Source organism: Pseudomonas sp. H3_A02 (assembly GCF_054671965.1).
In genome coordinates this window covers 3,117,561-3,141,752 of the sequence record NZ_CP162807.1, presented here as the reverse complement: position 1 = coordinate 3,141,752, position 24,192 = coordinate 3,117,561, and the positions used below count along the sequence as shown (strand labels likewise).

The window sequence follows — 24,192 nt, the reverse complement described above, 5'->3', positions numbered from 1 at the left end:
ACTGCGCTGGATCAATGTTGCCTCGGTGTCCCGACAGCGGGCGGATCGCGCCAGTAGCGTCGGTGCCCGGCCTCGGTGCGTGGTAATTCGAACGCGCCCAGTTGCAGACGAATGGCGCCCTGCTCGGCGCTGTCGTAGGTCGCCAGGCCCAAGCGACGGTAGCGGGCCATCACCTGGGGATGGGGATGGCCGAACGCATTGCCCTGCCCGCGGGAGATCAACACCGAATGCGGCTTGAGGCGCGACAACAACGCCATCGATGACGAACTGCGGCTGCCGTGATGAGGTGCGGCCAGCCACTGGATCGGTAGCGCCAGGGCCTCGTCAAGCAAGGCGCGCTCGGCAGGGGTGTCGATGTCGCCGGTCAACAGCAGGCGTTCTCCGCCAGCCTCCACCAGCAGGACGCAGGACTTCTGGTTGCTTTCAACGGCAGAGGCCCAGCGCCACAACTCGAACCCGACCCCATCCCATTCCCAGCGCCTGCCGCTGTCGCAAGGCCCGGCCTGCAATTCGTCGGGCAGCGCGTCGGGATCGCCGCTGATGACTTCCATCGTCGGCAGTCCCTTGCGCACGGCCAGGGCACCGCCGGCATGATCGGCGTCGGCATGGCTGAGGAGCATCAGGTCCAAGCCGCGCACACCCAGTTTGCGCAAGGTCGGCAGTACGACGCGCTCGCCCACATCGGCCTCGCCAAAGCGCGGCCCGGCGTCGTAAAGCAGGCTGTGATGCCGGGTGCGTACCAGCACCGCCAAGCCTTGGCCCACGTCCAGTTGCCAGACCTCGGCGTGCCCTTGCGGCAGGTGTTCTCGCGGTGGAAACACCATCAGCAACATCATCGGCCACCCCAGCACACGCAGCGGCACGCCTTTGGGCAACAGCAGCAAGAAAGCCCCCAGCGCGGCGATGCCCAGGGCCCAGGGCGGGACCGCAACAGGGACCCAGGCAGGCATTCGTCCGGCCATCAGCCCCAGCCCTTTGAACAACAGATCGAGCAACCCGCCGGCGATCCACAGCAGGCCTTCACCGATGAGCGGCACCGGTAACAACGCCGTGCCGAGCAGCGCTGGCGGCAAGACCAGCAGGCTGATCCAGGGCACCGCGAGCAAGTTCACCAGTGGCCCGCTGAGGCTGACCGGCAAGCCCACGATCAACAGCAACGGACACAGGCCGACCGCAACCAGCCACTGGGCACGGGTCCAGGTTTGCCACCAGCGCCAGGGCCCAAGGCGAGCGCCAAAGGTGAACATCAATATGGCGACGGCCGCAAACGACAACCAGAACCCCGGCCGCAGGCTGGCGAGCGGGTCGAACACCAGCACCCCGACGAAGGCCAGCAGCCATGCCCACCACGGATCCGGCTGTTTGAAGCGCAAGCGCCACAGCAACACCAGGCCGATCATCGCGCAGGCCCGTCGCACCGGCACCTCGAAACCGGCGAGCAGGCCGTAGCCCAGGGCGGCGCAAAAGGCCAGCGCGCACGCCCAAGGCAACCACGCCAGCCCCGTCGGCCACAGGCCATAACGCGCCGCACCGGCCACCAACAGGTACACCAGGCCGGCGAGCAGGCCGATGTGTTGCCCGGAGATCACCAGCAAATGGACCGTGCCGGTGTCTTGCAAAACCTGCCAGTCCTCGCGGCTCAGCCCACCCCCGTCGCCCAGGACCAATGCCGCCAGCGCACCGGAGCGGCCGTGGGTGTCGACCTGTGCCAGCGCCTGGCGCACCTCGTCACGCCAGGCGCCCCGGGCTGCTTGCAGCAGACGCCCCTCCTTGACGGTACCGGTCGCGCCAATGCCACGGCTCAACAACCAGGCGGCATAGTCGAAGCCGTGCGGGTTCAGCAGCCCGGCAGGCCGCTTGAGCTTCACTGCCAATCGCCAGCGTTCGCCGCTGTTGACGGGCGGGCCACCGAACCAGGCGAGGCGCATCGTTGTCGGTAATCGGGTACGACGTGAATGGGCATCGGCCAGTTCGAAGCGCACCACGCCGTCGCCCTGTTGCGGCAAACCGACGACGCGCCCTTCAACCCAACGGGTTTCTCCGTCCAGGGCGGCGGGTAATCGATTGTCCAGCGCCCACTGCGCCGACAGGCAGGCCCAGGCCAGCCCGAACAGGAAAAAACCCGTCGCGTAGGTTCGAAATGGCAACGCCATCAATGCCAGCACCGGCATGGCTGCAATCAGCCACAACGGCGGCAGTGCCGGTAAAAAAATCGGGGCCACCAGCCCCAGTGCAAGCGCGACTAACCCTGTGCGCATAACCCGTCCTTGAGAGTGCCCTCTTCAGGCATAGACGGTTCGCGGCACCGCTGGCGTTATCAATTGTCACAAAGTCTGAATCTGCCAGCCGTAGAATCCAGACATACTTGCGGCTTTACTGCGTTGAACCGACCGAGAAGCCTTATGCCCCGGCGCCTATTCAAACGTTACATGCCAGACCCAGAGAGCATTCGGGAACATAAATCCTTACGTTTTCTCGGCACCCTGCTGCACGATCCCAACCTTTGGCACCTCAATCGGCACTCCGTGGCCCGGGCGATGGCGGTTGGCCTGTTTGCCGCGTTCTTGCCGATCCCATTGCAGATGTTGCTGGCCGCCGCGTTGGCCGTCACGGTGCGCGGCAATATGCCGATTGCGGTGAGCCTGGTGTGGCTGACCAATCCGATCACCATGCCGGCGGTGTTTTTCTGCACCTACCAGACCGGTGCCTGGCTGATGGACGTGCCTGCCCGGACACTGCCCGAAGAGCTGACCTGGGAATGGATCAGCGGCCAGTTGTCCACCTTGTGGCAGCCGTTCCTGCTCGGCTCGGTGGTGACCGGCCTGGTGCTCGGCGCCCTGGCCTACTTCGTCACCATGAGTTACTGGCGCTGGTGGGTGACCCGACAGTGGAAGCGGCGCAAGAAAAGCCGGATGTGAGATGCAAAAAAGGCCTCCTGGGATGGAGGCCTTTTTTGTGGCCACAAATCTGCGACCTCATGAAGATCAATGTGGGAGCGAGCTTGCTCGCGATAGCGGTATGTCAGTCAACAGGTTATTGAATGATCTGACGCCATCGCGAGCAAGCTCGCTCCCACAAGGGGTCAGGGGTTAAAGCTTAGGTACGCATCCCCCGCCCGCTGACCAGCAACCGCGCGCAACCGAGGTAAAGCACCACGGTTGCCACCAGCATGAAGGTGATGGCGATGCTGATCTTGATGTCCGATACCCCGAGGATGCCGTAGCGGAACGCGTTGACCATGTGCAGCACCGGGTTGGCCAGGGACACGGTCTGCCAGAACGGCGGCAACAGGGAGATGGAGTAGAACACCCCGCCCAGGTAGGTCAGCGGCGTGAGCACGAACGTCGGGATGATGGAGATGTCATCGAAGTTGCGTGCAAACACGGCATTGATGAAACCCAGCAGCGAAAAGATCGTGGCCGTGAGCACCACCACCAAGACCGTCACCCCCAGGTGATGCACCTGCAAATCGGTGAAGAACAACGACAGCAGGGTCACGATAAGGCCCACCGCCAGGCCGCGCAGCACGCCGCCCAAGGTGTAGCCGATGAGGATCGTATGGGGCGACACCGGCGAGACCATCAGCTCCTCGATCGAACGCTGGAACTTGCTGCCGAAAAAACTCGACACCACGTTGCCATAGGAGTTGGTGATCACCGACATCATGATCAGCCCCGGCACGATGTAGTCCATGTACGTGAAGCCACCCATGTCGCCGATCTGCCGCCCGATCAGGTTACCGAAGATCACGAAGTACAGGACCATGGTGATGGCCGGCGGCAGCAGGGTCTGCGGCCAGATCCGCATGAAACGCCGGACTTCACGGTAAACGATGGTATTGAGGGCGATGAGGTTGGGGCGCAGTTCGGAACTCATGCTCATACCGCCACCTTCGCCAGATTTTTCTCCACCAGGGACACGAACAACTCCTCGAGGCGATTGGTTTTGTTGCGCAGGCTCAGCACTTCAATGTTTTGCAGGGCCAGTTGGGTGAACAGCCCGGTGATGCCCACGGCTTTGTCCACCTGCACTTCCAGGGTATGGCTGTCCACCAGGCGAGCCGGATAACCGATGAGCTGGGGCGCGGTCTTCAGGTCGTGTTTCAGGTCCAGCAGGAAAGTTTCCACATGCAGTTGGCTGAGCAACTGGCGCATGCTGGTGTTCTCGACAATGGTGCCGTGGTCGATGATGCCGATGTTGCGGCACAACTGCTCAGCCTCTTCCAGGTAATGGGTGGTGAGGATGATGGTGATGCCTTTCTGGTTCAGCTCGGTCAGGAAGCTCCACATCGAGCGACGCAGCTCGATGTCCACGCCGGCGGTCGGTTCGTCGAGGATCAGCAGGCGCGGTTCATGCACCAGCGCGCGGGCGATCATCAGGCGTCGCTTCATGCCGCCGGACAGTGAACGGGACGGCACGTCACGCTTGTCCCACAGGCCCAATTGGGTCAGGTACTGCTCGGCGCGCTCGTTGGCGACCTTCGGCGGGATGCCGTAGTAACCGGCCTGGGTCACAACGATGTCGAAGGTCTTTTCGAACTGGTTGAAGTTGAATTCCTGGGGCACCACGCCGATGCAGCGCTTGAGGGCGGCGGGCTCGCGGTCCAGGTCATGACCAAAGACGTTCACCGTGCCGCTGGTCTTGTTCACCAGCGTGGAAAGAATGCCAATGGTGGTGGATTTGCCGGCACCGTTAGGGCCGAGCAAGGCGAAGAAATCACCTTCGGCGACGTCCAGATCGATACCACTCAAGGCCTGGAAACCGTTGCCGTAGGTTTTGGTTAGCTGCCGGATGGACAGAGCGGAACTCATATCGGATTACGCACCAAGAAGGGAAGGAAGAAAAGAATAGATAAGGGCGGGCGGCGAGCAATGCAACACAGCGCACGAAGGCCATGGTGCTTGGCGTCGCCGCACAAGTACAGTCAAGTGTGTCGATAGTAAGTATTAAGTCAACGCGGTCATGACGGCTTTGCGGTAGGCCGGACGCTGCTGCAACCGCGCGTACCAGGCCTGTACGCCAGGCCGCTCGGCGCGCTGGATGGGCATCTCGAACCAGGCATAAATGAAACTGCCCAGGGGAATGTCGCCCATGCCGATTTCATCACCCGACAGGTAAGGTTGTTCACTCAAGGTCTGTTCGACCATAGCCAGCAAATCGTCGCACTCCTTGATCGCCGCATTGATGGCCGCCCAGTCCTGTTGTTCGGCCGGGGTGCGCAAGACGCCCCAGAACACCGTGCGAAACGGTGCGGCGAAGCTGGACGTGGTCCAGTCCATCCATTTTTCAGCCAGGGCCCGAGCCTGTACGTCAGCGGGATACCAGGCCGAACCCGACGCATGGCGAGCTGCCAGGTAACGCACGATGGTGTTGGATTCCCACAGCACGAAGCCGTCGTCCTCGATCATCGGCACGCGGCCATTGGGGTTTTTCGCGCGGTACTCGGGCGTGTCCACCACACCGAACGCCCCGCCCGCATCGATGGCCTCGTAGGCCAGCCCCAACTCTTCTGCGCACCACAACGCCTTGCGCACATTCGATGAATTTTTCCGGCCCCATATCTTCAGCATCACGGCGTCCTCGATGGATAAATGCCGCAGCAGCATACGCCGGATCAAGCGTGACTCAAATCGCCCTGCATGTCGCCGAGCAAGAGCGGTACCTGCTCGCCGAACAGGTGCGGGTAGCACTTCTCCAGGTGTTCGAAGAAGAATGCCTCGGGCACGTCGGCGAACTGGCCATGGTCGGTGATGTACTCCATCAGCTTCGCCCCTTGCCGATTGAACGGGTGGAAGACGCTGTCGTGGCGACCGTCGAACTCCAGCGGGGCCACGTCGAACAACGCGCACAAGCCCTGGTTGAAAGCCGGCGTGGCCTTGACCCAGCGGTCGTTCAGGTACAGCTCGGTATAACCGTGCATGGCGAACACGTCGCTCCTGAGCAATTCCAGCAGACGCGGAGTGGACAGGTGGTTGCGCACATCCGCCAGGCCGATGCGCGCCGGGATGCCGCAATGCCGGGCGCAGCCGGCCAGCAAAGTGGCCTTGGGCACACAATAGCTTTCACCGGCAACCAACGCGTAACTGCCGCGCAGGGTCGCCGGGTCGCGGCTGAAGGTGTAGGGGTTGTAGCGCACCGCCTCGCGCACGGCGTAATACAGGCTGACCGCCTGGGCCAGCGGGTCGTGGTCGGCGCCGCGGTGAGTTTCGGCGAAGTCGATGACCGCGGGGTGATCGCTGTCGATGAAGCGGCTAGGGGTCAGGTATTGCTGCATATAAGGAAGGCCTCTGGAGAAACATCCCCCTCAGGGTCGAACTCGGTCTTTGTGGCGAGGGGATTTATCCCCGCTGGACGCGAAGCGGCCCTAAACCTGACACCTCGGTGTGCCAGGCAGATTGAGTGGGCCTGCCTTGGGGCGGCTTCGCAGCCCAGCGGGGATAAATCCCCTCGCCACAAGTACTGTGTTCGACTGGGGCTGACGGTGTCCGAGTTTATCCCCAGCCCTCGGCCCAGCGATAACGGCATTCCGGCCAAACAATGGCGTTTTCTCACCTTGTTAACGAACGATTTCCCACGGCTGTTGCCAACCAGACTGGCGCAATACATCCAGGGTTTCCCACGAAATCAATCACATCGCGCTGACCGCCGGTTTTGCAGATGCCGTCTAAGCTCTGAAGGTCGGTTTTGCCTTGGTTCACGGAGGATTACATATGCTGTTGTTGTGGATACTGGTCCTGATCGTCGGGATCGCCTGGCTGGCGCATCGGCGCACCGCCCCGCTGCCCGCGCTGGGTATCGTCGCGGTCTATCTGTTGGCCATGGGCATTTTCAGCCATGCGCCCGGCTGGCTGATGCTGATCCTCTGGGTGGTGCTCGCGGTCATCGCGGCCCCGTTGCTGCTGCCGGACCTGCGCCGCCAGTATTTCAGTGCGCCGATGTTCGATTGGTTCCAGAAAACCCTGCCGCCCATGTCCGAGACCGAGCGTGACGCCATCGATGCCGGCACGGTGTGGTGGGACGGCGAACTGTTCAGCGGCCGCCCGGACTGGGACTTGCTGCTGGCCTACCCCAAGGTGCAACTGACCGAGGAAGAGCAGGCGTTCCTTGACGGCCCTACCGAAGCCCTCTGCGCGATGGTCAGCGACTGGCAGATCGGCCAGGCCATGGACCTGCCACCTGAAGCCTGGGCCCATATCAAGGAGCACGGCTTCTTCGCGCTGATCATTCCCAAGGAATACGGCGGCAAGGGTTTTTCCGCCTATGCCCACTCCCAGGTGGCGATGAAACTGGCCACCCGCAGTGGCGACCTGGCCTCCACCGTGATGGTCCCCAACTCCCTCGGCCCGGCGGAACTGTTGCTGCACTACGGCACAGACGAGCAACGCGACCATTACCTGCCGCGACTGGCCCGAGGCGACGATATCCCCTGCTTCGCCCTGACCGGACCGCTAGCCGGCTCGGACGCCGGGGCGATGCCCGACACCGGCATCATCTGCAAGGGTGAATGGGAGGGCCAGGAAACCCTCGGCCTGCGCCTGAACTGGGAAAAGCGCTACATCACCCTCGGCCCGGTGGCCACCCTCCTGGGCCTGGCCTTCAAGGCGTATGACCCCGACCACCTGCTGGGTGACGAAGAAGACCTGGGCATCAGCCTCGCCCTGATTCCCACTGACACCCCTGGCGTGCAGATCGGCCGCCGTCACCTGCCCCTCGGCGCCGCGTTCATGAACGGTCCGAACTGGGGCAAGGACGTGTTCATTCCACTGGACTTTCTCATCGGCGGCCAGGCCATGCTCGGCAAGGGCTGGATGATGTTGATGAACTGCCTGTCGGTCGGGCGCTCGATTTCCCTGCCGGCGGTGGGCACCGGTGCGGCGAAGTTCACCAGCCTGGTGACGGGCCAGTACGCCCAGGTACGCGAGCAATTCAACGTACCGTTGTCGGCGTTCGAAGGCATCCAGGAAGCCATGGCGCGTATCGGTGGCAACGCCTGGATGATGGATGCGGCACGCATGCTGACCGCCAACGCGGTGGACCTGGGGGAAAAACCCTCGGTGCTGTCGGCCATCCTCAAGTACCACCTGACCGAACGCGGTCGCGAGTGCATCAGCCACGCCATGGATGTGCATGGCGGCAAAGGCATCATCATGGGCCCGAACAATTACCTGGGTCGCAGTTGGCAAGGTGCACCAATCTTCATCACGGTCGAAGGCGCGAACATTCTGTCGCGCAACCTGATGATCTTCGGCCAGGGCGCCATTCGCTGTCATCCGTTCGTCCTCAAGGAAATGGCCCTGGCCACCCGTGAAGACAAGGACCAGGCGCTGGTCGAGTTCGACGCCTTGTTGCTCAAGCACATCGGTTTCGCGATCAGCAATGCCGCCAGCACCCTGGTGCTGAACCTGGGCCTGGGGCATTTCGAGAGGGCCCCCGGCAATGCCTTGAGCCAGGGTTATTTCCGCGCCCTCAACCGGCAGGCGGCGGCATTCGCCCTGCTGGCGGACTTGAGCATGATGCTGCTGGGAGGGGAACTCAAACGTCGCGAACGCCTGTCGGCCCGCCTGGGCGACGTCTTGAGCAACCTGTACCTGGCGTCCGCCGCGCTCAAGCGTTATCACGACCTGGATTCGCCGGACCACATGACGCCGCTGTTCACCTGGGCCATGGAGGAAAGCCTCGGCCAGTCGGAACGTGCGCTGGATGAGTTGCTGAGCAACTTCCCGAACCGGGTACTGGGTTGCCTGTTGCGCCTGGTGGTGTTCCCCTTCGGCCGTCGTCACAAGGGTCCGAGCGACAGACTCGACGCCGAGGTGGCCGCAGTCATCGGCCGGCCCAAAGGTGACCCGACCCTCGAAGAGTTGTTGCAGGGCTGCTATCGCCCGCAATCGACCGATGATCCGGTGGGCGCCCTGCAACACGCCGCCGACCTGCTGGCGGCCGCCCATCCGCTGCACAAGAAACTGCACGGTGCACTCAAGCAGGGTCAGCTCAATCCGGCACCTGGCGAACCCCTCATCGATGCGGCCCTGGAGGCCGGCGTGCTGCAAGCCGGTGAAGCGCAGACCTTGCGCGCGGCCGAGGCGGCGCGGCGCAAAGTCATCGACGTGGATGATTTCGATAAGGCCGAATTGACGCTGGCGCAGGACAAGGTCCGTTGATCCTGACGGCCAGCTACGCTCGTCAACTATAAAAGCGGGCGCAAGGGCTTTATACTCCTGCGCCCGTTTTGCTCTTGAGGACTTATCTCGTGTCCAACATCGTTGCCGATCACCTTGTCTTGCTTGACCACTTGCGCAGCATCCTGGTCGCCGTGGGTGAAGCCGAACAGGTGCCCGAAGAAAGCCACGCGTTATTCCTGGAGCGCTTCGACGAGTTGCGCGCACAATTGCCCGTCGACCCGATCGAAAGCCAATACCTGGGCCAGGACCTCCTGTGCCAAGTGATCGTCCGTTATCCACAAATCGCCCACCTGGTGCCTCGCGACCTGCTCTGGTACTTCGCCGGTGACTGCCTGCACTACATGCCTGACGAAGAAATCGCCCTTTACCAGGCCCTGGAAGAACGTCGTTTCGAAGCCGAGCAGAACGACGAGCCTTTCGACTGGAACCAGGAAAAGCAACTGCTGGCGATGTCGGACCAGGACAGCAAGCACTGATTGCGATCCGTCATGCAAAGGCCCGCACGGCTAACCCGGCGGGCCTTTTTTTGGTCTTGCCGAAGTGTGTTGCCTGGGCGGGCCTCATCGCGAGCAAGCTCGCTCCCACAGGGGACCTGCAGTGAATACAGAATGTGTACTCACCATCGGCCCAGTGTGGGAGCGAGCTTGCTCGCGATGGCGCCCGTCAGAACAACCCATCACTCTCCGGCAACTCATAGTGCACCGCGTCCTTGCTGGACCGCCCCCCTCCCCCCACCTTGTACAAGGTCGGCTCCTTCGCCAGGCATTCCACCAGATAATCGATGAACACCCGCAGCTTGGGCGGCAGGTAGCGGGTCGGTGAATGCAGCAACCACAAGCCACCGTGGTAGGAAGCCTGGAACGTCCAGTCGGCCAACACCTGCACGATCAACCCCTGCTCCAAGGCATGACGGGCGGTGAAATACGGCAGGCTGCCGATGCCGATGTGCTGCAACACCGCCCCCAACCGCACACCTGTGTGATTCGCCGCATAACGTCCGCGCACACCTACGGTGACCGTCTTGCTGCCTTTCTTGAATTTCCAACGTGCGTCATTGGGCGTTTCTCCCAGGTAAATGCAACTGTGCTCCAGCAAGTCGTGGGGATGCGTGGGAACGCCATGCTCTGCCAGGTATTGCGGCGTGGCGCAGAGCAGGTGGTCAATGGTCAACAACTGACGCCCCACCAGCCCGGCTGATGGTTGATCGGTAATCCGGATGGCCAGGTCGACGTGATCATCGATCAGGTCGACCTGCCGATCCTCCAGGAACAACTCCACATCGACCTTCGGATAACGACGCAAAAATTCAGGCATGTGCGGATGAATCACGAAACGCCCCACCGCCTTGGGCACGCTGACGCGGATGCGCCCTTGCGCTTCCTGGGTGAACTGGCCGCTGATTTCCATCACCGACCGCGCGGCGGCGACCATCTCCTGGCAGCGTTTGAACACCTCTTCGCCGCCATCGCTCAAACGCAACTTGCGGGTGGTGCGCTGCAACAATCGGGTCGCCAGGGCTTTCTCCAGGCGAGAAATGCTGCGGCTGATGGCCGACGGCGATGAGCCTGACTGGCGAGCCGCCTCGGAAAAGCTACCGGTCTCCACGACCTTGACGAAGACGGCCATTTCGGCGAGCAACGGCAACGGAAGATTTGTGCTCATGACGCAACAGTCCTTTGAGATTTGAACGGATTATCACCCTTTTACGCGCTACCTATAATCCCGTCACAATTTCTGATGTGGGTATGGACCATGACGCTTCGCCTCTTTTTCCATAGCGATGACCTCAAGGGCAGCGTGGAAGTCCTGGATTGCGGCCCCCGAGAAAATGAATTTGCGGTGGTGCTGGGCGCTACCCTGTTCCATCCCCAGGGCGGCGGTCAGCCCTGCGACACTGGATGGATAGACGACAGCCAAGTACTGCGCGTCGTTCAGGACGGGCAACAGATCATTCATTACGTCGACCGCCCCGTAGCCCCGGGCATGGCCACGATCCGCGTGGATGAGCAGCGGCGGTTGCTGAACTCACGCCTGCACTCGGCGGGGCACCTGATCGGCCATTTTGCCGAAAGCCGTGGCTGGAAACCGATCAAGGCCCACCACTGGCCCGGCGAAAGCCGCGTGCAGTTCCAGCCTGGGGAACATCCCGAGGAGCTGGACACATCGATCATCCAGCAGGGCATCGATGCCTGGATCGCCGAGGACCTGCCTCGCCTGGTTACACTTAGCCAAGGCAGCCGGGAAGTCGGCTTCGGTGAGCTGACGGCCTATGGCTGCGGCGGCACCCATGTACGTCGGCTGCAGGATCTGGGTGCCGTCACCATCGCCTCGCTTTCACAGAAGAAAGGAACATTGTCGGTTCACTACCATGTGGACTGACACCCGCCTGCTGCCTGGATCGCGGTTCGCAGGCCGACTCAAATGGATCGGCCCAAGATCCTTGCCGTCGAAAACCTCGATTGGCGGTGTTCCGCGTCCCATAAATCAAAATGTTCCGTGTCTTTCCATGTAATTCGTCAGCGAACAATCGCAAGAAAAGACGGATTATTGACGCGATCCTGATCGATTTTTCCCACCCGTCAGCTTTTAGTCATTTTTTTGTCCTGAGGCGTGGCGCTTTGCCATGTATGGACTAACGTGAAACAGAAGCGAGGACGGAGCCGGTAAAAGGTGCCTCAAGCGACCTGATCGATACCGTCACGGCCCTCGACAATTCCCGGAGATCCCGGGGCCCAGAAAGGTTGTTCGCAAGCTGCCTGTCGTTCAGTCGGGTCGGTGTAATGCGCCCGTTTGCTGGTAGCGACGAGGCCTGAAGCCGGCATTGATCAAATGATCTGGCGAGATGGAAAGGGGCAGCCCGGGCCTCTTAAGTGATCCGAGGCATCTGGCAAGCCTAGGGAAGGCCTCTCTATTGAGGATCACTTCATGACCCAGCGCACCGCACCCGTTTTAAAACATTTCATTCATGGCCTGTTCTGGATGGGCCTTGGCCTGGATGCGGCTCAGGCCGCAGCGGCAAACTGTTCGCAACTGGACAATTTGCCGGCGACCTTCGAGGTCGGCCAAGGGCTCCAGAGCGAACTGCGCATCCTCGCCCCCGTGACGAAGTTGGCCGTCGGCGACCCGAAAATTGCCGATGTGCAACCCAGTGGCAGCGATGCCTTCATCCTCACGGGCCTGGCGCCCGGCGCCACCAGCCTGATGGTCTGGACCGATTGTTCGAAAATACCGCGCCAGAGCATGGTCTTTGTCAAAGGCCGGGCCACTGAGGCGCTGACGGGCGCTGCGAACATACCTTCCGAAGACCCGATGCTGCTCGCCCAGGTACAGACCGACATCCGTTTCGTTGAAGTCAGCCGGACCAAGCTCAAGGAAGCCTCGACCTCGATTTTCGGCAGCCGTGGCAATTTCCTGTTCGGCTCGCCGAGGACCATGCCCACCATCGGCGGTGTTGTCCGGCCTTCATTGCCGGTCAATAACGACATGTTCAACTTGTCTTTCGCTACCGGTAAGACCCTGTTGATGATCAACGCCCTGGAGGGCAGCGGTTTTGCCTATACCCTGGCACGGCCGAGCCTGGTGGCCCTCAGCGGGCAGAGCGCGAGCTTCCTGGCCGGTGGCGAAGTTCCGATCCCGGTGCCCAGTGCCGGCAGCGACAACGTGTCCATCGAGTACAAGGAATTCGGCATCCGCCTGACCCTGACCCCCACCGTCATCGGCAAAAATCGCATCGCCTTGAAGGTAGCGCCGGAAGTCAGTGAGCTGGATTTCACCAACGCGGTGAATATCGCCGGGACCCTGGTGCCGGCACTCACCGTGCGCCGTACCGATACCAGCATCGCCCTGGCCGATGGCGAAAGTTTTGTCATCAGCGGCCTGATCAGCACCCGCAACAGCTCCCAGGTGAACAAGTTTCCAGGGCTGGGCGACGTGCCGATTCTCGGCGCGTTCTTTCGGGACAACGCCATCAACCGCGAAGAGCGCGAGCTGCTGATGATCGTCACGCCGCACCTGGTCCAACCGTTGGCGGCCGACGCGCAACTGCCGAGCTTGCCGGGTGAGCAATTGCGCAACTACGACCCGAATTTCTACCGCATGTACTTCCTCGAACATGGCGAGTTTGACAACCGCAGCGGGCTTTCCCAATGAGCCGGCGCCTGGTGTGCAAGGCGTGCGACGTCCAACGGTTCGCCAAGGGGTATTCCATGAAAACAGTGATCGCATTAACGGCGACCTTGATGCTTGCCGGTTGTGCCAGCAGCGGCGTGGTGGCTTCACGTACGGCCGATTGCGCCAAGCCCGGAGCCGACCAGGAACTGGCCTTGAACATGGCGGAAGACATGGCCAACGAGGGTCGTTTATATGCCAGCCTGGCGAACCTCGAACGCCTGCCCGAGGACTTGGTCCAGGTCCGCCTGCGCAAGGCTCGGGTGATGCGCCTGATGGGCCGAAACGAGGCCGAACCGTTGTACAAAAGCCTGCAGGGGACTTGTCTGGCCGCTGATGGTGAACATGGCCTGGGTCAGTTGGCGGCCGCCAGGAATGACAATGCGGCGGCGACGCAATACCTCGAACACGCCGCGAAAATGGCCCCGACCGAAGGCAAGATCCGCAATGACCTGGGGGTTGTCTACCTCAATCAACGGCGCATTTCAGAGGCCCGCTTCGAGTTCATGACCGCCATGGAGCTCCAGCAGTCCGACACGCTGGCCGCGTTCAACATGGTGACCTTGCTGATTTACCAGGACAACTGGAAGCAGGCCGCCGAGCTCGCGAACATGGCCAAGCTCAGCCCCCAGCAAGTGGCAGATGCCCAGGCCCGTGCGGAAAGAATCAGGGGCGCGGCACCTCAGGCAGTGACATCACCCGCCAACCGCCTGACCGAGGTCGTCGATGCTTCAACCGGCGCGGTCCAGTAGAGCGTTACGAGGAGTTCAAGAAATGATGAGCAAACATTTGATGATCGTGTGCATGGTGAGCCTGTCCACCGCCGCCTGGGCCATTGAACCAGGACCCTCCTCAGCCGCACAGCAAGGCACCGAGGGTTGGATGCAACTGCAGATTCGTGGCGTGGTGGCCTCCACCAACCTGCAAACCGCCTCGGCCGCCGAGCGCGAGATGGCGATGCAGCGTTGGCTCAACAGCTTCAACTATCCGATCCCGGAGTTCTTTGACCAGGACTCGGCAGGAGAGATCACCAGCAGCAAATGAAATACGTGGGAAAGGAAAGATCGCAGCCTTCGGCAGTGCCTACATTCGATCCGATGTAGATGCTCCCGGAGGCTGCGGTCTTTTGGCTTGAACGATCGGCAGATCACAGGCGTGAACCTGTGGGAGCGAGCTTGCTCGCGATGGCGATCTCCCAGTCAACACCTTCATTGACTGTCGAACCGCTATCGCGAGCAAGCTCGCTCCCACAGTGGTGCAGAGCCGCCGCAAAAAGCCGGGGCTGCTGCGCAGCCCAGCGGGAGCAAGCTCCCTCGCCACAGAGCGGTGTGTTGGCTGGAGTGATCAGTAGGTGGGCGCCGGAAAACCTGTGGGAGCGAGCTTGCTCGCGATGGCGGTCTCCCAGTCAGCACCTTCATTGACTGTCGAACCGCCATCGCGAGCAAGCTCGCTCCCACAGTGGTGCAGAGCCGCCGCAAAAGCAGGGCTGCTGCGCAGCCCAGCGGGAGCAAGCTCCCTCGCCACAGAGCGGTGTGTTGGCTGGAGTGATCAGTAGGTGGGCGCCGGAAAACCTGTGGGAGCGAGCTTGCTCGCGATGGCGGTCTCCCAGTCAGCACCTTCATTGACTGTCGAACCGCTATCGCGAGCAAGCTCGCTCCCACAATAGATACCGTGTGTCCTACATATTCCCGAAAGCCCTGAACACACCAATCATGGCCGGGCCAATGGCGACAAGAAAGAAGCTCGGCCACAGGCAGAAAATCAGCGGAAAGATCAACTTGGTGCCAATCTTGGCCCCCATTTCTTCCGCCGCCTGGGTCCGTCGGTCGCGAAACTCATCGGCATAGATCCGCAAGGTATCGGCCACGCTGGTGCCGAAACGGATACTTTGCGCCAGCAGGCTGACCAGGCCCTGGATATCCTCCAGCCCGGTGCGCACGGCCAGTTGCTTGAGCGCCTCGGTACTGGTGATGCCCGCCCGGATCTGCGCATTGACCAACGCCAGCTCCTCGGCCAATTCCACCTGACTGACCGACATCTCTTCAGCCACCCGTTCAATCGTCGTGGGCAGGGCCAGGCCCGACTCGACGCAGACCACCATCAGATCCAGCGCATCCGGGAACGCGGCGCGCAGCCGGCCTTGGCGGGCCTGCTTGCGTTTGCCGACGTAGATCGCCGGCAGCAGCCAGCCGATGCCCGCGATAAGGGCCACCACCAGCAAGCCGATAGCCAATGAAACCTTGACCATCGGCAGCAGCAACAACGCAACGCCAAGCAGCAACAGCGGCAGCATCAGGCGCACGGCCCAATACATCTGCACCGCCGAGGCTGAACGGTAACCGGCGTGGGTCAGCAAGGTCTGGGTGGCCGACGTGTGGGCCTGGTCGGTGGAAGCAAAGCGCTGGCCGACCCGTTCCAACAAGAGCTGCAGGTTACCGGGCGCCTCCTGCCCTGCGGTGTTGCCGCCATAACCGCGCTTGATCAGCGCCAGGCGCCGCTGCACCGGATCCTGCAGGCCCAGCATCAATAGCAGGAGCGCGACGGCCGCCAGCACTGTACTGAGGCCAATCGCGCCGATGAACAACAGGCGTGCCAACTCTTCGTTGCCGGTCAACCGACTCAACAATCCGAGTAAAAAGTCCATGACTGAAACCTCGCGGCGCAACAGCGCTTAAACCTGGATCCGGATGATCTTTCTTATCCAGAAAATCCCGATCAACATGGCGCAGAACGCGCCGATGATCAGCTTGTGCCCTATGGGGTCATTGATCAGCACCGGCATGTAGCTGGGGCTGGTGAGCACGATGGCGATCGCCAGCACGAACGGGATCGCCACCAGCACCCACGCCGACATCCGCCCTTCCGCCGACAGCGTCTTGATCTTGCGCTGGAACCGGAAACGCCCGCGAATCAAGCGGCTCAGACGCTCCAGCACTTCAGTCAAATTGCCGCCAGTCTCGCGATGGATGAGGATCGACGTCACCAGCATCATCACCGTCATGCTCGGCATCCGCTCCAGCAGCCCGAGCATGGCCCGGCGCACGTCGTTGCCGTAGTTGATGTCGGAAAAGGTCATGCCGAACTCCTGGGCGACCGGTCCCTTGTGCTCCTCGGCGACCAGCCGCAAGGTTTCATTGAACGGGTGCCCGGCGCGCAAGGCTCGGCACATGGCGTCCAGCGCATCCGGCAAACCTTCCTCGAACGCGGCGAAACGCTTGTTGCGGTCACGCAGGATTTTCAGTACCGGCAACCAGGTCACTGCAAAGGCCGCCAGCAGCGCCATCCACCAGAGCGGCGAGACCATCAGCACCAAGACACCCGCCGCCGCCCCCAGGATCAGGCCAAGCAGCATCACCCGATAAGCCCGGTATTCATGCCCGGCCTGCTCGATCAGTTGCGTCAGGTTGGCCATGAACGGCAGTTGTTCCAGACGGGCTTCCAAGGGGGACAGGCGCGTCAGGTACTTCTGTCGCAACACGGTCTGCATGTTGGGCAGGTGGTTGGCCTTCTCCAGCACATGCAGGCGTCCGCGAATACGCTTGCGCATCTTGCCGGCTTCACCGAACACCGGCACCACCACGCCCTGGGACAGCAGGAACACGGCGATGAACACCATGCCAAGGAAAACCAGGATGAACTCACTGGGGATATTGTTCATGACGTGCGGCCCTCCATCCACTCAGGGCGAAACAAGGTCAGCGGCAACTCGATGCCGCGCTTGGCCAGCACATCGCGGAAAGCCGGGATCATGCCACTGGGCCGATATTCGCCAAGCACCTCGCCGTGCTCGCCGATGCCCTGGCGCACGAAGGAGAAAATTTCGGTCATGGTGATGACCTCCCCTTCCATCCCGTTGATCTCTTGCATGCTCACCACGCGTCGCTTGCCGTCTTCTTGACGCTCCAGTTGGATCACCACATCGATGGCCGAGGCAATTTGTTGACGCATGGCCTTGATCGGAAACGTCGCCCCGGTCATCGACACCATATTCTCGATTCGCCCCAGCGCATCCCGTGCGGTGTTGGCGTGAATGGTGGTCAGCGAACCGTCGTGGCCGGTGTTCATCGCGGTGAGCATGTCCATCGCCTCGGCACCGCGCACCTCACCGATGACAATGCGGTCCGGGCGCATGCGCAGGCTGTTGCGCACCAGTTCCCGCTGGCTCACCTCGCCGCGCCCCTCGATGTTCGACGGCCGGGTTTCCAGGCGCACCACGTGGGGCTGTTGCAGTTGCAGCTCGGCCGAATCCTCGATGGTGACGATGCGCTCGTTGTGGGGGATGAAACTGGACAGCACGTTGAGCATGGTGGTCTTGCCGCTGCCGGTCCCGCCGGAGATCAGTACGTTCAGGCGCCCGCGAACAATGGCCTTGAGCAACAAGGCAATGGCCGGGGTCATGGTGCCGACCTGGATCAGGCTGTCGGTGTTGAGCAGGTCCACGGCGAAACGCCGGATCGACATGCTCGGACCGTCGATGGCCAGCGGGGGAATGATCGCGTTGACCCGCGAACCGTCCTTGAGCCGGGCATCCACCAGCGGCGAAGACTCGTCGATACGGCGTCCCAGGCTGGAGACGATGCGGTCGATGATGTTCAGCAAATGCTGGTCGTCACGAAAACGCACGTCGGTGCGTTGCAGCTTGCCGAAGCGCTCGACGTAGACCGAGGCAAATCCGTTGACCAGGATGTCGGACACGCTGTGGTCGGCCAACAGCGGTTCCAGCGGCCCGAGGCCGAGCACTTCGTCGGTGATCTGCTTGATGATCAACTGCCGGCTGACGGTACTCACTGGCGCCGAATGTTCCTCGAGCAGGCGCTGGCAGATATCGCGTATCTGCCGCGCGGCCTCGACCGGTTCAAGGGCATCGAGCAATGACAGGTCCATGACCTTGAGCAGTTGCTGGTAGATCTTTTCCCGCCATTCGGCCTCCACCGGGGTGACCTGGCTGCGGGTTTCATACAGCACGTCGGGGATGGCCTGCTCCCAGGCCATCAATGCGTCCGTGGGGTCCGGCAAACCGTCGCCGGGCTGGGCGCCCGCTGCGGCGCCAGGTTTGGCGGGCTGTTTGCGCAAGCGGTTACGAAAGTCGCTGATCATGGGTCATCCCCCGAAAAAACGGTTGAAGGCACGTTTAAGCAAGCCCTTGTCCGTGGCCATCTGGTGACCGACCAGGTCTTCGGTCAAATCGCGCAGGGCGGTGGTAATGGCCGCCTTCGGCGCATGCAGCCCCAACGGCACGCCAGTGTTCTGACTCTGGCTGACCAGGTTGAAGTCATTGGGCAATTTCGACAGGTTCGCGCAACGCAGGGCCTCACCGATGTCCTTGAGGCTGACGGCGGCGTTTTTGTCATAGCGGTTGATCAGGATCTGCAACTGCTCCCCACGCACGCCCAGGTCTTCGCGAAGGATCCGCACCAGGGCGCTGGCATCGCGCAGGTGGCTGACGCTCTGCTGCACCACCACATACACCCGATCCACCTGTTCCAGCACGGAGCCGGTGAGGTGATCGATCTGCCGCGGCAGGTCCACCACCACCCAGTCATAACTGGCGCGGGCCAGTTGCAACAGGGCGTCGAGCTGTTCGGGCTGGGCGTCCTGGGGCAGGCACAACTCGCCAGCCCGGCCTCCGAGGACGTGCAGGGTCGGGCTGAAGTGGCTGCAAAAACCCCGCAACGCGACACTGTCCATCTCATCGATCTGCTGCAGCACTTCCAGATGACTGTGGGACTGCGCCACGTCCAGGTAGTGGGTCACGCTGCCAAATTGCAGGTCCATGTCCAGCAACAGCGTATTGCCTGCCCGGGCGCTGAGTTGCTGGGCCAGGTTGCACGCCACCAGGGTTGCGCCGGAGCCACCCTTGGCGCTGATCACCGCGATCAGCTTCCCTTCGTTGCCGTTGCCGAGGCGGACTTCCGTCACCAGGCGATTGAGCGCCGCCACCAATTCCGTATCGGCGATGGGTTCGGGCAACACATCCCGGGCACCGGCCTGCATCGCCAGGCGCATGCCCTCCTGCTCGCCCAAGGGACCGCACACCAGCATCGGCGGACGTTCATGGGCCGGACGTTGCAACAACGCCGACAGCTCTTCGCGCCACAGATGGCTGACGCGCAACAGCAATAGGTCGGGCATGCGGTCCAGGCCGTAGAGCGGATCGACATGGCCGTTGCTGACCAGGCGCGTGCTGACCTCAAGGCCAGGCATGCGTTGGCAGACGCATTGCAGGTCACGCAGGGACGTGGCATCGCGGCTGCTGATCAGTATCCGCAGCCCGGCTCTGCCAGTGGTGGTCGAAAGCGGGTGTTCCCTGGTATTCAGCATGGTGTGATCTCCCCGGAATCGGAATGACGCCCAAGGCTTTCGCGTGGCAAGGTTGCCCTGAACGTGGGCAAGGTAATGGGCACGCCCAAGCCGGGAATGAACAGGTTGAAGACGAAGTTCTGCACGCTTAGCCGGACATAGCGGATAGCACGAAACCCGGAGGCACCGGACGTGTCGGTAGGGTTCGCCACCACGGCGCCATTGATGTCCAGGTAGGTCAGCGCCAGGTTAGACGTCGCCAGGTTGCTGATCAGTTGACTGGTGCCGGTGTCCGTCGCGGCGTTGAAGATGGCCCGACGCAACACCACCGGGTCGCTGACATTGCACACCGCCGCCAGGCGCGCACCGCGCCGCGCGGCTTCATCCAGCGCGTTGACCGTAAAGTACAGTCGGCCCATTTCCACCACGCCGAACAGCAGGATAAATACCAGCAAGCCCACGAACGAGAACTCCACGATGTAGGTGCCGCGCATGTGTTTGTTATTCATCACAGCGCCCTCATGACAGTGGTCGCGACCAACGGGATGCCCAGTGGAATGGCACTGCCGAAAAACCCAGGGATCGAACCCGCGCAGTTACCCGCGCCAATCACCGGGCAGAAGGTGTAGGTAATGGTGACGCGCACATGATCGATGCCCTCGGCGGCGACCTGCACATTCGCCGTGGTCAAGCCTGACACCACGGCGGCTCCCGTCGCGCTGGGCACGCCATACACCGCAACGTTTTTTGTCTGGGTCATGAGCGTGCTGCCCAAGGCGACGGAGCCAAGGGTGGTGTTCCACGCCTGGCTGGCAACGAAGCGCCCAGCATCGCGACTGGCCTGCAGCAGCACGTTGTACTGGTAGAGCATGCGACCGAACTCGCCGAAGGCCAGCAGCAACAACAGCAGCAATGGCAGCACCAGGGTGAATTCCACCAGCGCCACGCCTTGCTGGGCTTGCGCGGGTTTGAAATGAGAAAGTCCCATGACGCCTCCTACGAGTCGGTGCTCGGAGTGCCGCTGCCGTTGAGATAGGTTTTGTAGAGCTGGATGATCTGCGGGCCGGAATCGGTGGACGGCGTGGGGCCGGGGACGTTATCGCCCTCGCACTCCTGGACGAACTGACCAAAGATGATGGACTCCGAACCACCACCGTTCACCGGCTGCAGGACGAAATAACAGCCGAACCCCAAGACCGGAATCGACGTCGAACCGCTCAGTTTCCCGGCGCAATCGCCAATCACGATCTTCAGCATCCGGCGTTCGAAAACCCCGTTGCTTTCACAGCCACTGGCGCCTCCCGCCACACAGGCGGCGACGCTGGCCCGCCAGTCGTTGTAGTCCTGTATCGCCTCGCCGCCCGCCGAGAGATCGCCGTTGCTCGACGTCACGGGTTGGCCTTTGTATTGCGCCTGGGAAAGCGCATCGTTGTAGGTGATCGCCGGGGTGCCCGAAGCCGTGACCAGGTCCGGTGGATAGTCCGAAGAACTGACCGGGCCGTTGTAGATACCAAAGCGCGTGTTCAAGCCTTGGGAGGTCGGGCCGGCTTTGTTACCTGGCGCCGTCTGGACGTTGTCGCCGACACTGCGGCAGACCGAGCCACCGCCGGCCAGGTCCTCCCGGACCGCACTGCCGCCTGAGCCGAAGTCCAGCAGTTGGAAGTTGCCCGGGCCGATGGGCGATGTGTTCCCCGCCGCCGTTTTCAAGACTTCCAGGTCACCAAACTGATACCCCCAGAAGTTGCCGGCGGCCGGGTTGTATTGAGTGGGGTCGCCACAAACCATCAACGGCGCCAAGTCACAAGGCGAGGTGGGGCTGGGGCCCGCCGTGGCAATCGCCGCCACACTCTTGTTACCCAAGCCGGCGCTGGCCATGGTTTGCACGAAACTCCAGAAAAAACCGTTGAGTTGATAGTTGGCAACCGACACCCGCACGTATTTGGCATCAGTAGGCCCGGGATAGGAGAACGGGCCGTAGACGCTGCTGGACAGCTCCACCACGGCAAACGCGCCCGGGTTGCCGGCGACCGCGGTGGCCAGCTCGGTATTGCCCAAGGCGTTGGCATTTCTGTTGAGCGTGTCCAGGGCCGCCGCGCGGGTCGTGCTGGCCATGTTGATGCCACCGCTCACCTGGCTCAGGGTCTTGGCGCCGCCCAAGGCCGCGGCGTCCACCGCATTCTGCAGGCGCGTCTTGTTCAGCAGCATGTGCCCGCCATCCAGGGCCAAGGCCGCCATCATGGAAATCGCCACCAGCGCGATCACCATCAGTACACTCACCGCCCCTCCCTGGCGCCGGATATTGGCATTCATCATCGAGCCCTCATCTACAACGTTTGAGGATCGGTATCGCCACGGCTCGCAAGGGCCTGGCATGGGGGGGCTATTCAGCGGACATTGATCACGCTGCTTTCAACTCCGCGGATCAGCGTGATCGCCCCGCCTTGCGGCTTGGCACTGCGCAACACCACAGGTTTTGGTACCGGGGCGACCGCCATGGCCATGACCGGCGCAGGGGCTGGCGGCGCAACGACCACGGGCTTTTTCTCCAGGTTCAACGGGTTGCGCAAGGCCAATTGCAGCTTGCCTTCGGTCTGCGCAGTGACCAGCGCTTCCGCTTCGGTGACCGACATTTCCAAGGTCACGGCCCGCACCACCACCGGCTGGGTCTTGTCGGTGCCCGCGGTCTGGTCCACCGCCAACACCCGCAGGTTTTCCAGGATGGTCCGGGACGTAGCGCTGTTGCTGCCGGCGCTGGTGGTCTTGGTCGCCAGTACATCGACCCGGTTGCCCGGCAAGAGGAAGCCACCCACGCCGACCACATCATCCACGCGGACCGAAATGGCGCGTTTGTCCGGTGCGATCAGCGAAGCCAGGGTGCTGCCGCCCAAGTGCTCACTCAGACGCGCGCCCCGCACGATGTCGCCGCGCAGGATGTCGAAGGTGGCGATCTTGCCCACGGCCTGTTCGCTGGCATCGAAGGCATCGTCCGGGATCGTGTCCATGGGCATGCGCACGGTGGTGACTTGCTGGGCCTCGACCATTTGCCCGAAGGGAATTTCCACCGTCGCGACCACCACGCTTCGCAGATGATCATCGGGGGACGCGTTGAGTCGTGCGCTTAGCCAAGCGTCAGCCATCCATGCGGCACCAAGGCCCATTACCAGGGAAACGCCTATCAGGGGAAGCGTACGAGAGCTCATGTCGGTATCTCCAGATCAAAGGAAGTCGAGCTGAACGAAGTAGTTGTGCCAGGCCCATTCCAGTTCTTGCGGCGACAGGGGGCCGGAACCGCCCAGGTAACGTTGGCGGTCGAGCGCCATGTTCAACAGGTCACGGGGATGGCAAGGCACCAGCGGCATGCCTTCGCCTGCATACAACTGCTGCAGCACATAACGCACCAACAGCGGGTCAAACGGGATGCCCAGGCGTTCGCACTCCTGGCGCCAGATGCGTTCGTACTCCTCGGGCTTGAGGTAGCCGAACTGCACTTTGTAGCCAATGCGCCGCAGGAAGGCCTCATCGGCCAATTCGAGGGGGTTGAGGTTGGTGGAAAACACCAGCACCAGGTCGAACGGCAGTTCGCAATGCCGACCGCCGCCCAAGTTGATGAAGTCGCGCTTCTCCTCCATGGGCACGATCCAGCGATTGAGTAACTCGGCGGGCGCCATGCGCTGGCGGCCCATGTCATCGATGATGAACAGGCCGTTGCTGGCCTTGAGTTGCAACGCCGCCTGGTATTGCCGGGTGAACGGGTCGTAGCGCACGTCCAACTGCTCCATGCTCAGCTCGCCGCCGGTGATGACGATCGGGCGTTTGCAGCACAGCAGCCGGCGGTCGATGCCTTCGTTGAGCATCAGGTTGTTCGTTTGGCCGTTGTCGTCCAGGCGCTGGTGCACCTGCGGGTCGTAGATTTCGATCACCGACTCGTTGATAACGATGGCATGGGGCACCCAGATGGCTTCGGCAAACAACCGGATCAGCCGGCTGCTGACGTAGGTTTTGCCCGTGCCCGCCGGGCCGTAGATCATGATCGCCCGCCCTGAATTCAGGGCAACGCCCAACTGGTCGAGCATGCCTTGGCTCAGCACCATCCCCGCCAACGCCTGGTTCATGTCCTTGGCGGTAATGCGGCCGTGGTGGATGGTCTGGATCTTGATCAGCGAGCGATAGGTGCTCACCGGGAACGGTGCCGCGCCAATGTAGCCACTGCGGGCCAAGGCATCGCGGGCGGAACTGCGGCCGCGTTCTGTCAGGCCATAGCGCAGCGTCTGCCCACCGGTTTGCCCCAACTGGCCCAGCACTTCGACACGACCGTCCTTGCGCAGGAACGCCAGGACTTCCTCCAACACCGCGCCGGTCAGGGCCAGGCGCTCGACCAGTCGCGACATATCCAGCACGCCGCCATCGTGCAGGTGCTTGCACACCAACTCACCCAGGAAGCTGTCGCTCAAGCCGGTGTCGCGAATGGTGCATGGCTGTGGCGCCAGGCGTTGTACCGCTTCCCGTTCGCTGGGGTAGGCATCGCTATCGTTGATGACGTGCATGA

At 62.2% G+C, this 24,192-nt stretch carries 22 protein-coding genes; 7 read left to right on the top strand and 15 right to left on the bottom strand.

Annotated elements, in window-relative coordinates; all coding sequences use genetic code 11:
• Positions 1 to 11: 11 nt before the first annotated feature.
• Positions 12 to 2,258 carry a DNA internalization-related competence protein ComEC/Rec2 gene (locus tag AB4N80_RS13895; RefSeq protein ID WP_460082518.1) on the bottom strand — a complete coding sequence of 749 codons (2,247 nt, stop codon included), beginning with the start codon at positions 2,256 to 2,258 and terminating at the stop codon, positions 12 to 14.
• Between the two features lie 144 nt (positions 2,259 to 2,402).
• Here AB4N80_RS13895 and AB4N80_RS13890 point away from each other — a divergent pair, with 144 nt between their 5' ends.
• Entirely contained in the window at positions 2,403 to 2,918 is a 516-nt protein-coding gene (locus AB4N80_RS13890) for a DUF2062 domain-containing protein (protein WP_122565904.1), read from the top strand.
• A 178-nt stretch (positions 2,919 to 3,096) separates the two neighbouring features.
• On the opposite strand, the gene AB4N80_RS13885 is transcribed toward AB4N80_RS13890, so the two are convergent.
• From AB4N80_RS13885 to AB4N80_RS13870, 4 genes are all read right to left on the bottom strand, one after another.
• A complete protein-coding gene (locus AB4N80_RS13885; RefSeq protein WP_041476072.1) occupies positions 3,097 to 3,876 on the bottom strand; it encodes an ABC transporter permease in 780 nt (259 codons plus the stop codon).
• A gap of 2 nt (positions 3,877 to 3,878) precedes the next feature.
• A complete protein-coding gene (locus AB4N80_RS13880; RefSeq protein WP_122565905.1) occupies positions 3,879 to 4,811 on the bottom strand; it encodes an ABC transporter ATP-binding protein in 933 nt (310 codons plus the stop codon).
• A gap of 135 nt (positions 4,812 to 4,946) precedes the next feature.
• On the bottom strand, positions 4,947 to 5,570 hold the full coding sequence (locus AB4N80_RS13875) for a glutathione S-transferase family protein (protein ID WP_305482344.1): 624 nt from the start codon (positions 5,568 to 5,570) through the stop codon (positions 4,947 to 4,949).
• Positions 5,571 to 5,614: 44 nt separating this feature from the next.
• Entirely contained in the window at positions 5,615 to 6,274 is a 660-nt protein-coding gene (locus AB4N80_RS13870; protein WP_122565906.1) for a transglutaminase-like domain-containing protein, read from the bottom strand.
• Positions 6,275 to 6,710: 436 nt separating this feature from the next.
• Here AB4N80_RS13870 and AB4N80_RS13865 point away from each other — a divergent pair, with 436 nt between their 5' ends.
• Positions 6,711 to 9,158 carry an acyl-CoA dehydrogenase gene (locus AB4N80_RS13865; RefSeq protein WP_460082509.1) on the top strand — a complete coding sequence of 816 codons (2,448 nt, stop codon included), beginning with the start codon at positions 6,711 to 6,713 and terminating at the stop codon, positions 9,156 to 9,158.
• Positions 9,159 to 9,247: 89 nt separating this feature from the next.
• Positions 9,248 to 9,655, top strand: coding sequence for a PA2817 family protein (locus AB4N80_RS13860; RefSeq protein ID WP_003179340.1), 408 nt, complete (start codon positions 9,248 to 9,250; stop codon positions 9,653 to 9,655).
• A gap of 187 nt (positions 9,656 to 9,842) precedes the next feature.
• Here AB4N80_RS13860 and AB4N80_RS13855 read toward each other — a convergent pair whose 3' ends face one another.
• A complete protein-coding gene (locus tag AB4N80_RS13855; RefSeq protein WP_460082505.1) occupies positions 9,843 to 10,841 on the bottom strand; it encodes a LysR family transcriptional regulator in 999 nt (332 codons plus the stop codon).
• Positions 10,842 to 10,931: 90 nt separating this feature from the next.
• Here AB4N80_RS13855 and AB4N80_RS13850 point away from each other — a divergent pair, with 90 nt between their 5' ends.
• The 4 genes from AB4N80_RS13850 (at position 10,932) to AB4N80_RS13835 (ending at position 14,390) form a co-directional block, all read left to right on the top strand.
• On the top strand, positions 10,932 to 11,558 hold the full coding sequence (locus AB4N80_RS13850) for an alanyl-tRNA editing protein (RefSeq protein ID WP_122565909.1): 627 nt from the start codon (positions 10,932 to 10,934) through the stop codon (positions 11,556 to 11,558).
• A gap of 546 nt (positions 11,559 to 12,104) precedes the next feature.
• Positions 12,105 to 13,328, top strand: a complete 1,224-nt coding sequence (locus AB4N80_RS13845) for a type II and III secretion system protein family protein (RefSeq protein WP_305467895.1) — start codon at positions 12,105 to 12,107, stop codon at positions 13,326 to 13,328.
• Positions 13,329 to 13,384: 56 nt separating this feature from the next.
• Positions 13,385 to 14,098, top strand: coding sequence for a tetratricopeptide repeat protein (locus AB4N80_RS13840; protein ID WP_122565984.1), 714 nt, complete (start codon positions 13,385 to 13,387; stop codon positions 14,096 to 14,098).
• 22 nt (positions 14,099 to 14,120) lie between these two features.
• Entirely contained in the window at positions 14,121 to 14,390 is a 270-nt protein-coding gene (locus AB4N80_RS13835) for a DUF3613 domain-containing protein (RefSeq protein WP_122565911.1), read from the top strand.
• A 634-nt stretch (positions 14,391 to 15,024) separates the two neighbouring features.
• On the opposite strand, the gene AB4N80_RS13830 is transcribed toward AB4N80_RS13835, so the two are convergent.
• The 9 genes from AB4N80_RS13830 to AB4N80_RS13790 all read right to left on the bottom strand — a co-directional run bounded on the left by AB4N80_RS13830 (position 15,025) and on the right by AB4N80_RS13790 (position 24,190).
• The gene (locus AB4N80_RS13830) at positions 15,025 to 15,990 is read right to left on the bottom strand and encodes a type II secretion system F family protein (protein WP_460082499.1); all 966 of its coding nucleotides are present in this window, start codon (positions 15,988 to 15,990) and stop codon (positions 15,025 to 15,027) included.
• A 27-nt stretch (positions 15,991 to 16,017) separates the two neighbouring features.
• Entirely contained in the window at positions 16,018 to 17,004 is a 987-nt protein-coding gene (locus tag AB4N80_RS13825) for a type II secretion system F family protein (protein WP_122565916.1), read from the bottom strand.
• Entirely contained in the window at positions 17,001 to 18,443 is a 1,443-nt protein-coding gene (locus AB4N80_RS13820) for a CpaF family protein (RefSeq protein WP_122565917.1), read from the bottom strand. The genes AB4N80_RS13825 and AB4N80_RS13820 overlap by 4 nt, the downstream gene beginning before the upstream one ends.
• A 3-nt stretch (positions 18,444 to 18,446) precedes the next feature.
• Positions 18,447 to 19,667, bottom strand: a complete 1,221-nt coding sequence (locus AB4N80_RS13815; protein ID WP_122565918.1) for an AAA family ATPase — start codon at positions 19,665 to 19,667, stop codon at positions 18,447 to 18,449.
• Positions 19,661 to 20,155 carry a TadE family protein gene (locus tag AB4N80_RS13810; protein WP_122565919.1) on the bottom strand — a complete coding sequence of 165 codons (495 nt, stop codon included), beginning with the start codon at positions 20,153 to 20,155 and terminating at the stop codon, positions 19,661 to 19,663. Before AB4N80_RS13810 ends, AB4N80_RS13815 begins: the two co-directional genes overlap by 7 nt.
• Positions 20,155 to 20,634 carry a TadE/TadG family type IV pilus assembly protein gene (locus tag AB4N80_RS13805; RefSeq protein WP_305482340.1) on the bottom strand — a complete coding sequence of 160 codons (480 nt, stop codon included), beginning with the start codon at positions 20,632 to 20,634 and terminating at the stop codon, positions 20,155 to 20,157. The genes AB4N80_RS13810 and AB4N80_RS13805 overlap by 1 nt, the downstream gene beginning before the upstream one ends.
• 8 nt (positions 20,635 to 20,642) lie before the next feature.
• Entirely contained in the window at positions 20,643 to 21,959 is a 1,317-nt protein-coding gene (locus tag AB4N80_RS13800; RefSeq protein ID WP_354339198.1) for a TadE/TadG family type IV pilus assembly protein, read from the bottom strand.
• 71 nt (positions 21,960 to 22,030) lie between these two features.
• Complete coding sequence (cpaB, locus tag AB4N80_RS13795) at positions 22,031 to 22,846, bottom strand: Flp pilus assembly protein CpaB (protein WP_354339196.1); 816 nt, start codon at positions 22,844 to 22,846, stop codon at positions 22,031 to 22,033.
• A gap of 15 nt (positions 22,847 to 22,861) precedes the next feature.
• Complete coding sequence (locus AB4N80_RS13790; RefSeq protein ID WP_122565923.1) at positions 22,862 to 24,190, bottom strand: P-loop NTPase family protein; 1,329 nt, start codon at positions 24,188 to 24,190, stop codon at positions 22,862 to 22,864.
• Positions 24,191 to 24,192 lie beyond the last annotated feature (2 nt).

Coding starts and splice junctions, on each gene's coding strand:
- AB4N80_RS13895 (WP_460082518.1), bottom strand. CDS start 2,258: ATGCGCACAGGGTTAGTCGCGCTTGCACTGGGGCTGGTGGCCCCGATT.
- AB4N80_RS13890 (WP_122565904.1), top strand. CDS start 2,403: ATGCCCCGGCGCCTATTCAAACGTTACATGCCAGACCCAGAGAGCATT.
- AB4N80_RS13885 (WP_041476072.1), bottom strand. CDS start 3,876: ATGAGTTCCGAACTGCGCCCCAACCTCATCGCCCTCAATACCATCGTT.
- AB4N80_RS13880 (WP_122565905.1), bottom strand. CDS start 4,811: ATGAGTTCCGCTCTGTCCATCCGGCAGCTAACCAAAACCTACGGCAAC.
- AB4N80_RS13875 (WP_305482344.1), bottom strand. CDS start 5,570: ATGCTGAAGATATGGGGCCGGAAAAATTCATCGAATGTGCGCAAGGCG.
- AB4N80_RS13870 (WP_122565906.1), bottom strand. CDS start 6,274: ATGCAGCAATACCTGACCCCTAGCCGCTTCATCGACAGCGATCACCCC.
- AB4N80_RS13865 (WP_460082509.1), top strand. CDS start 6,711: ATGCTGTTGTTGTGGATACTGGTCCTGATCGTCGGGATCGCCTGGCTG.
- AB4N80_RS13855 (WP_460082505.1), bottom strand. CDS start 10,841: ATGAGCACAAATCTTCCGTTGCCGTTGCTCGCCGAAATGGCCGTCTTC.
- AB4N80_RS13850 (WP_122565909.1), top strand. CDS start 10,932: ATGACGCTTCGCCTCTTTTTCCATAGCGATGACCTCAAGGGCAGCGTG.
- AB4N80_RS13845 (WP_305467895.1), top strand. CDS start 12,105: ATGACCCAGCGCACCGCACCCGTTTTAAAACATTTCATTCATGGCCTG.
- AB4N80_RS13840 (WP_122565984.1), top strand. CDS start 13,385: ATGAAAACAGTGATCGCATTAACGGCGACCTTGATGCTTGCCGGTTGT.
- AB4N80_RS13835 (WP_122565911.1), top strand. CDS start 14,121: ATGATGAGCAAACATTTGATGATCGTGTGCATGGTGAGCCTGTCCACC.
- AB4N80_RS13830 (WP_460082499.1), bottom strand. CDS start 15,990: ATGGACTTTTTACTCGGATTGTTGAGTCGGTTGACCGGCAACGAAGAG.
- AB4N80_RS13825 (WP_122565916.1), bottom strand. CDS start 17,004: ATGAACAATATCCCCAGTGAGTTCATCCTGGTTTTCCTTGGCATGGTG.
- AB4N80_RS13820 (WP_122565917.1), bottom strand. CDS start 18,443: ATGATCAGCGACTTTCGTAACCGCTTGCGCAAACAGCCCGCCAAACCT.
- AB4N80_RS13815 (WP_122565918.1), bottom strand. CDS start 19,667: ATGCTGAATACCAGGGAACACCCGCTTTCGACCACCACTGGCAGAGCC.
- AB4N80_RS13810 (WP_122565919.1), bottom strand. CDS start 20,155: ATGAATAACAAACACATGCGCGGCACCTACATCGTGGAGTTCTCGTTC.
- AB4N80_RS13805 (WP_305482340.1), bottom strand. CDS start 20,634: ATGGGACTTTCTCATTTCAAACCCGCGCAAGCCCAGCAAGGCGTGGCG.
- AB4N80_RS13800 (WP_354339198.1), bottom strand. CDS start 21,959: ATGATGAATGCCAATATCCGGCGCCAGGGAGGGGCGGTGAGTGTACTG.
- cpaB (WP_354339196.1), bottom strand. CDS start 22,846: ATGAGCTCTCGTACGCTTCCCCTGATAGGCGTTTCCCTGGTAATGGGC.
- AB4N80_RS13790 (WP_122565923.1), bottom strand. CDS start 24,190: ATGCACGTCATCAACGATAGCGATGCCTACCCCAGCGAACGGGAAGCG.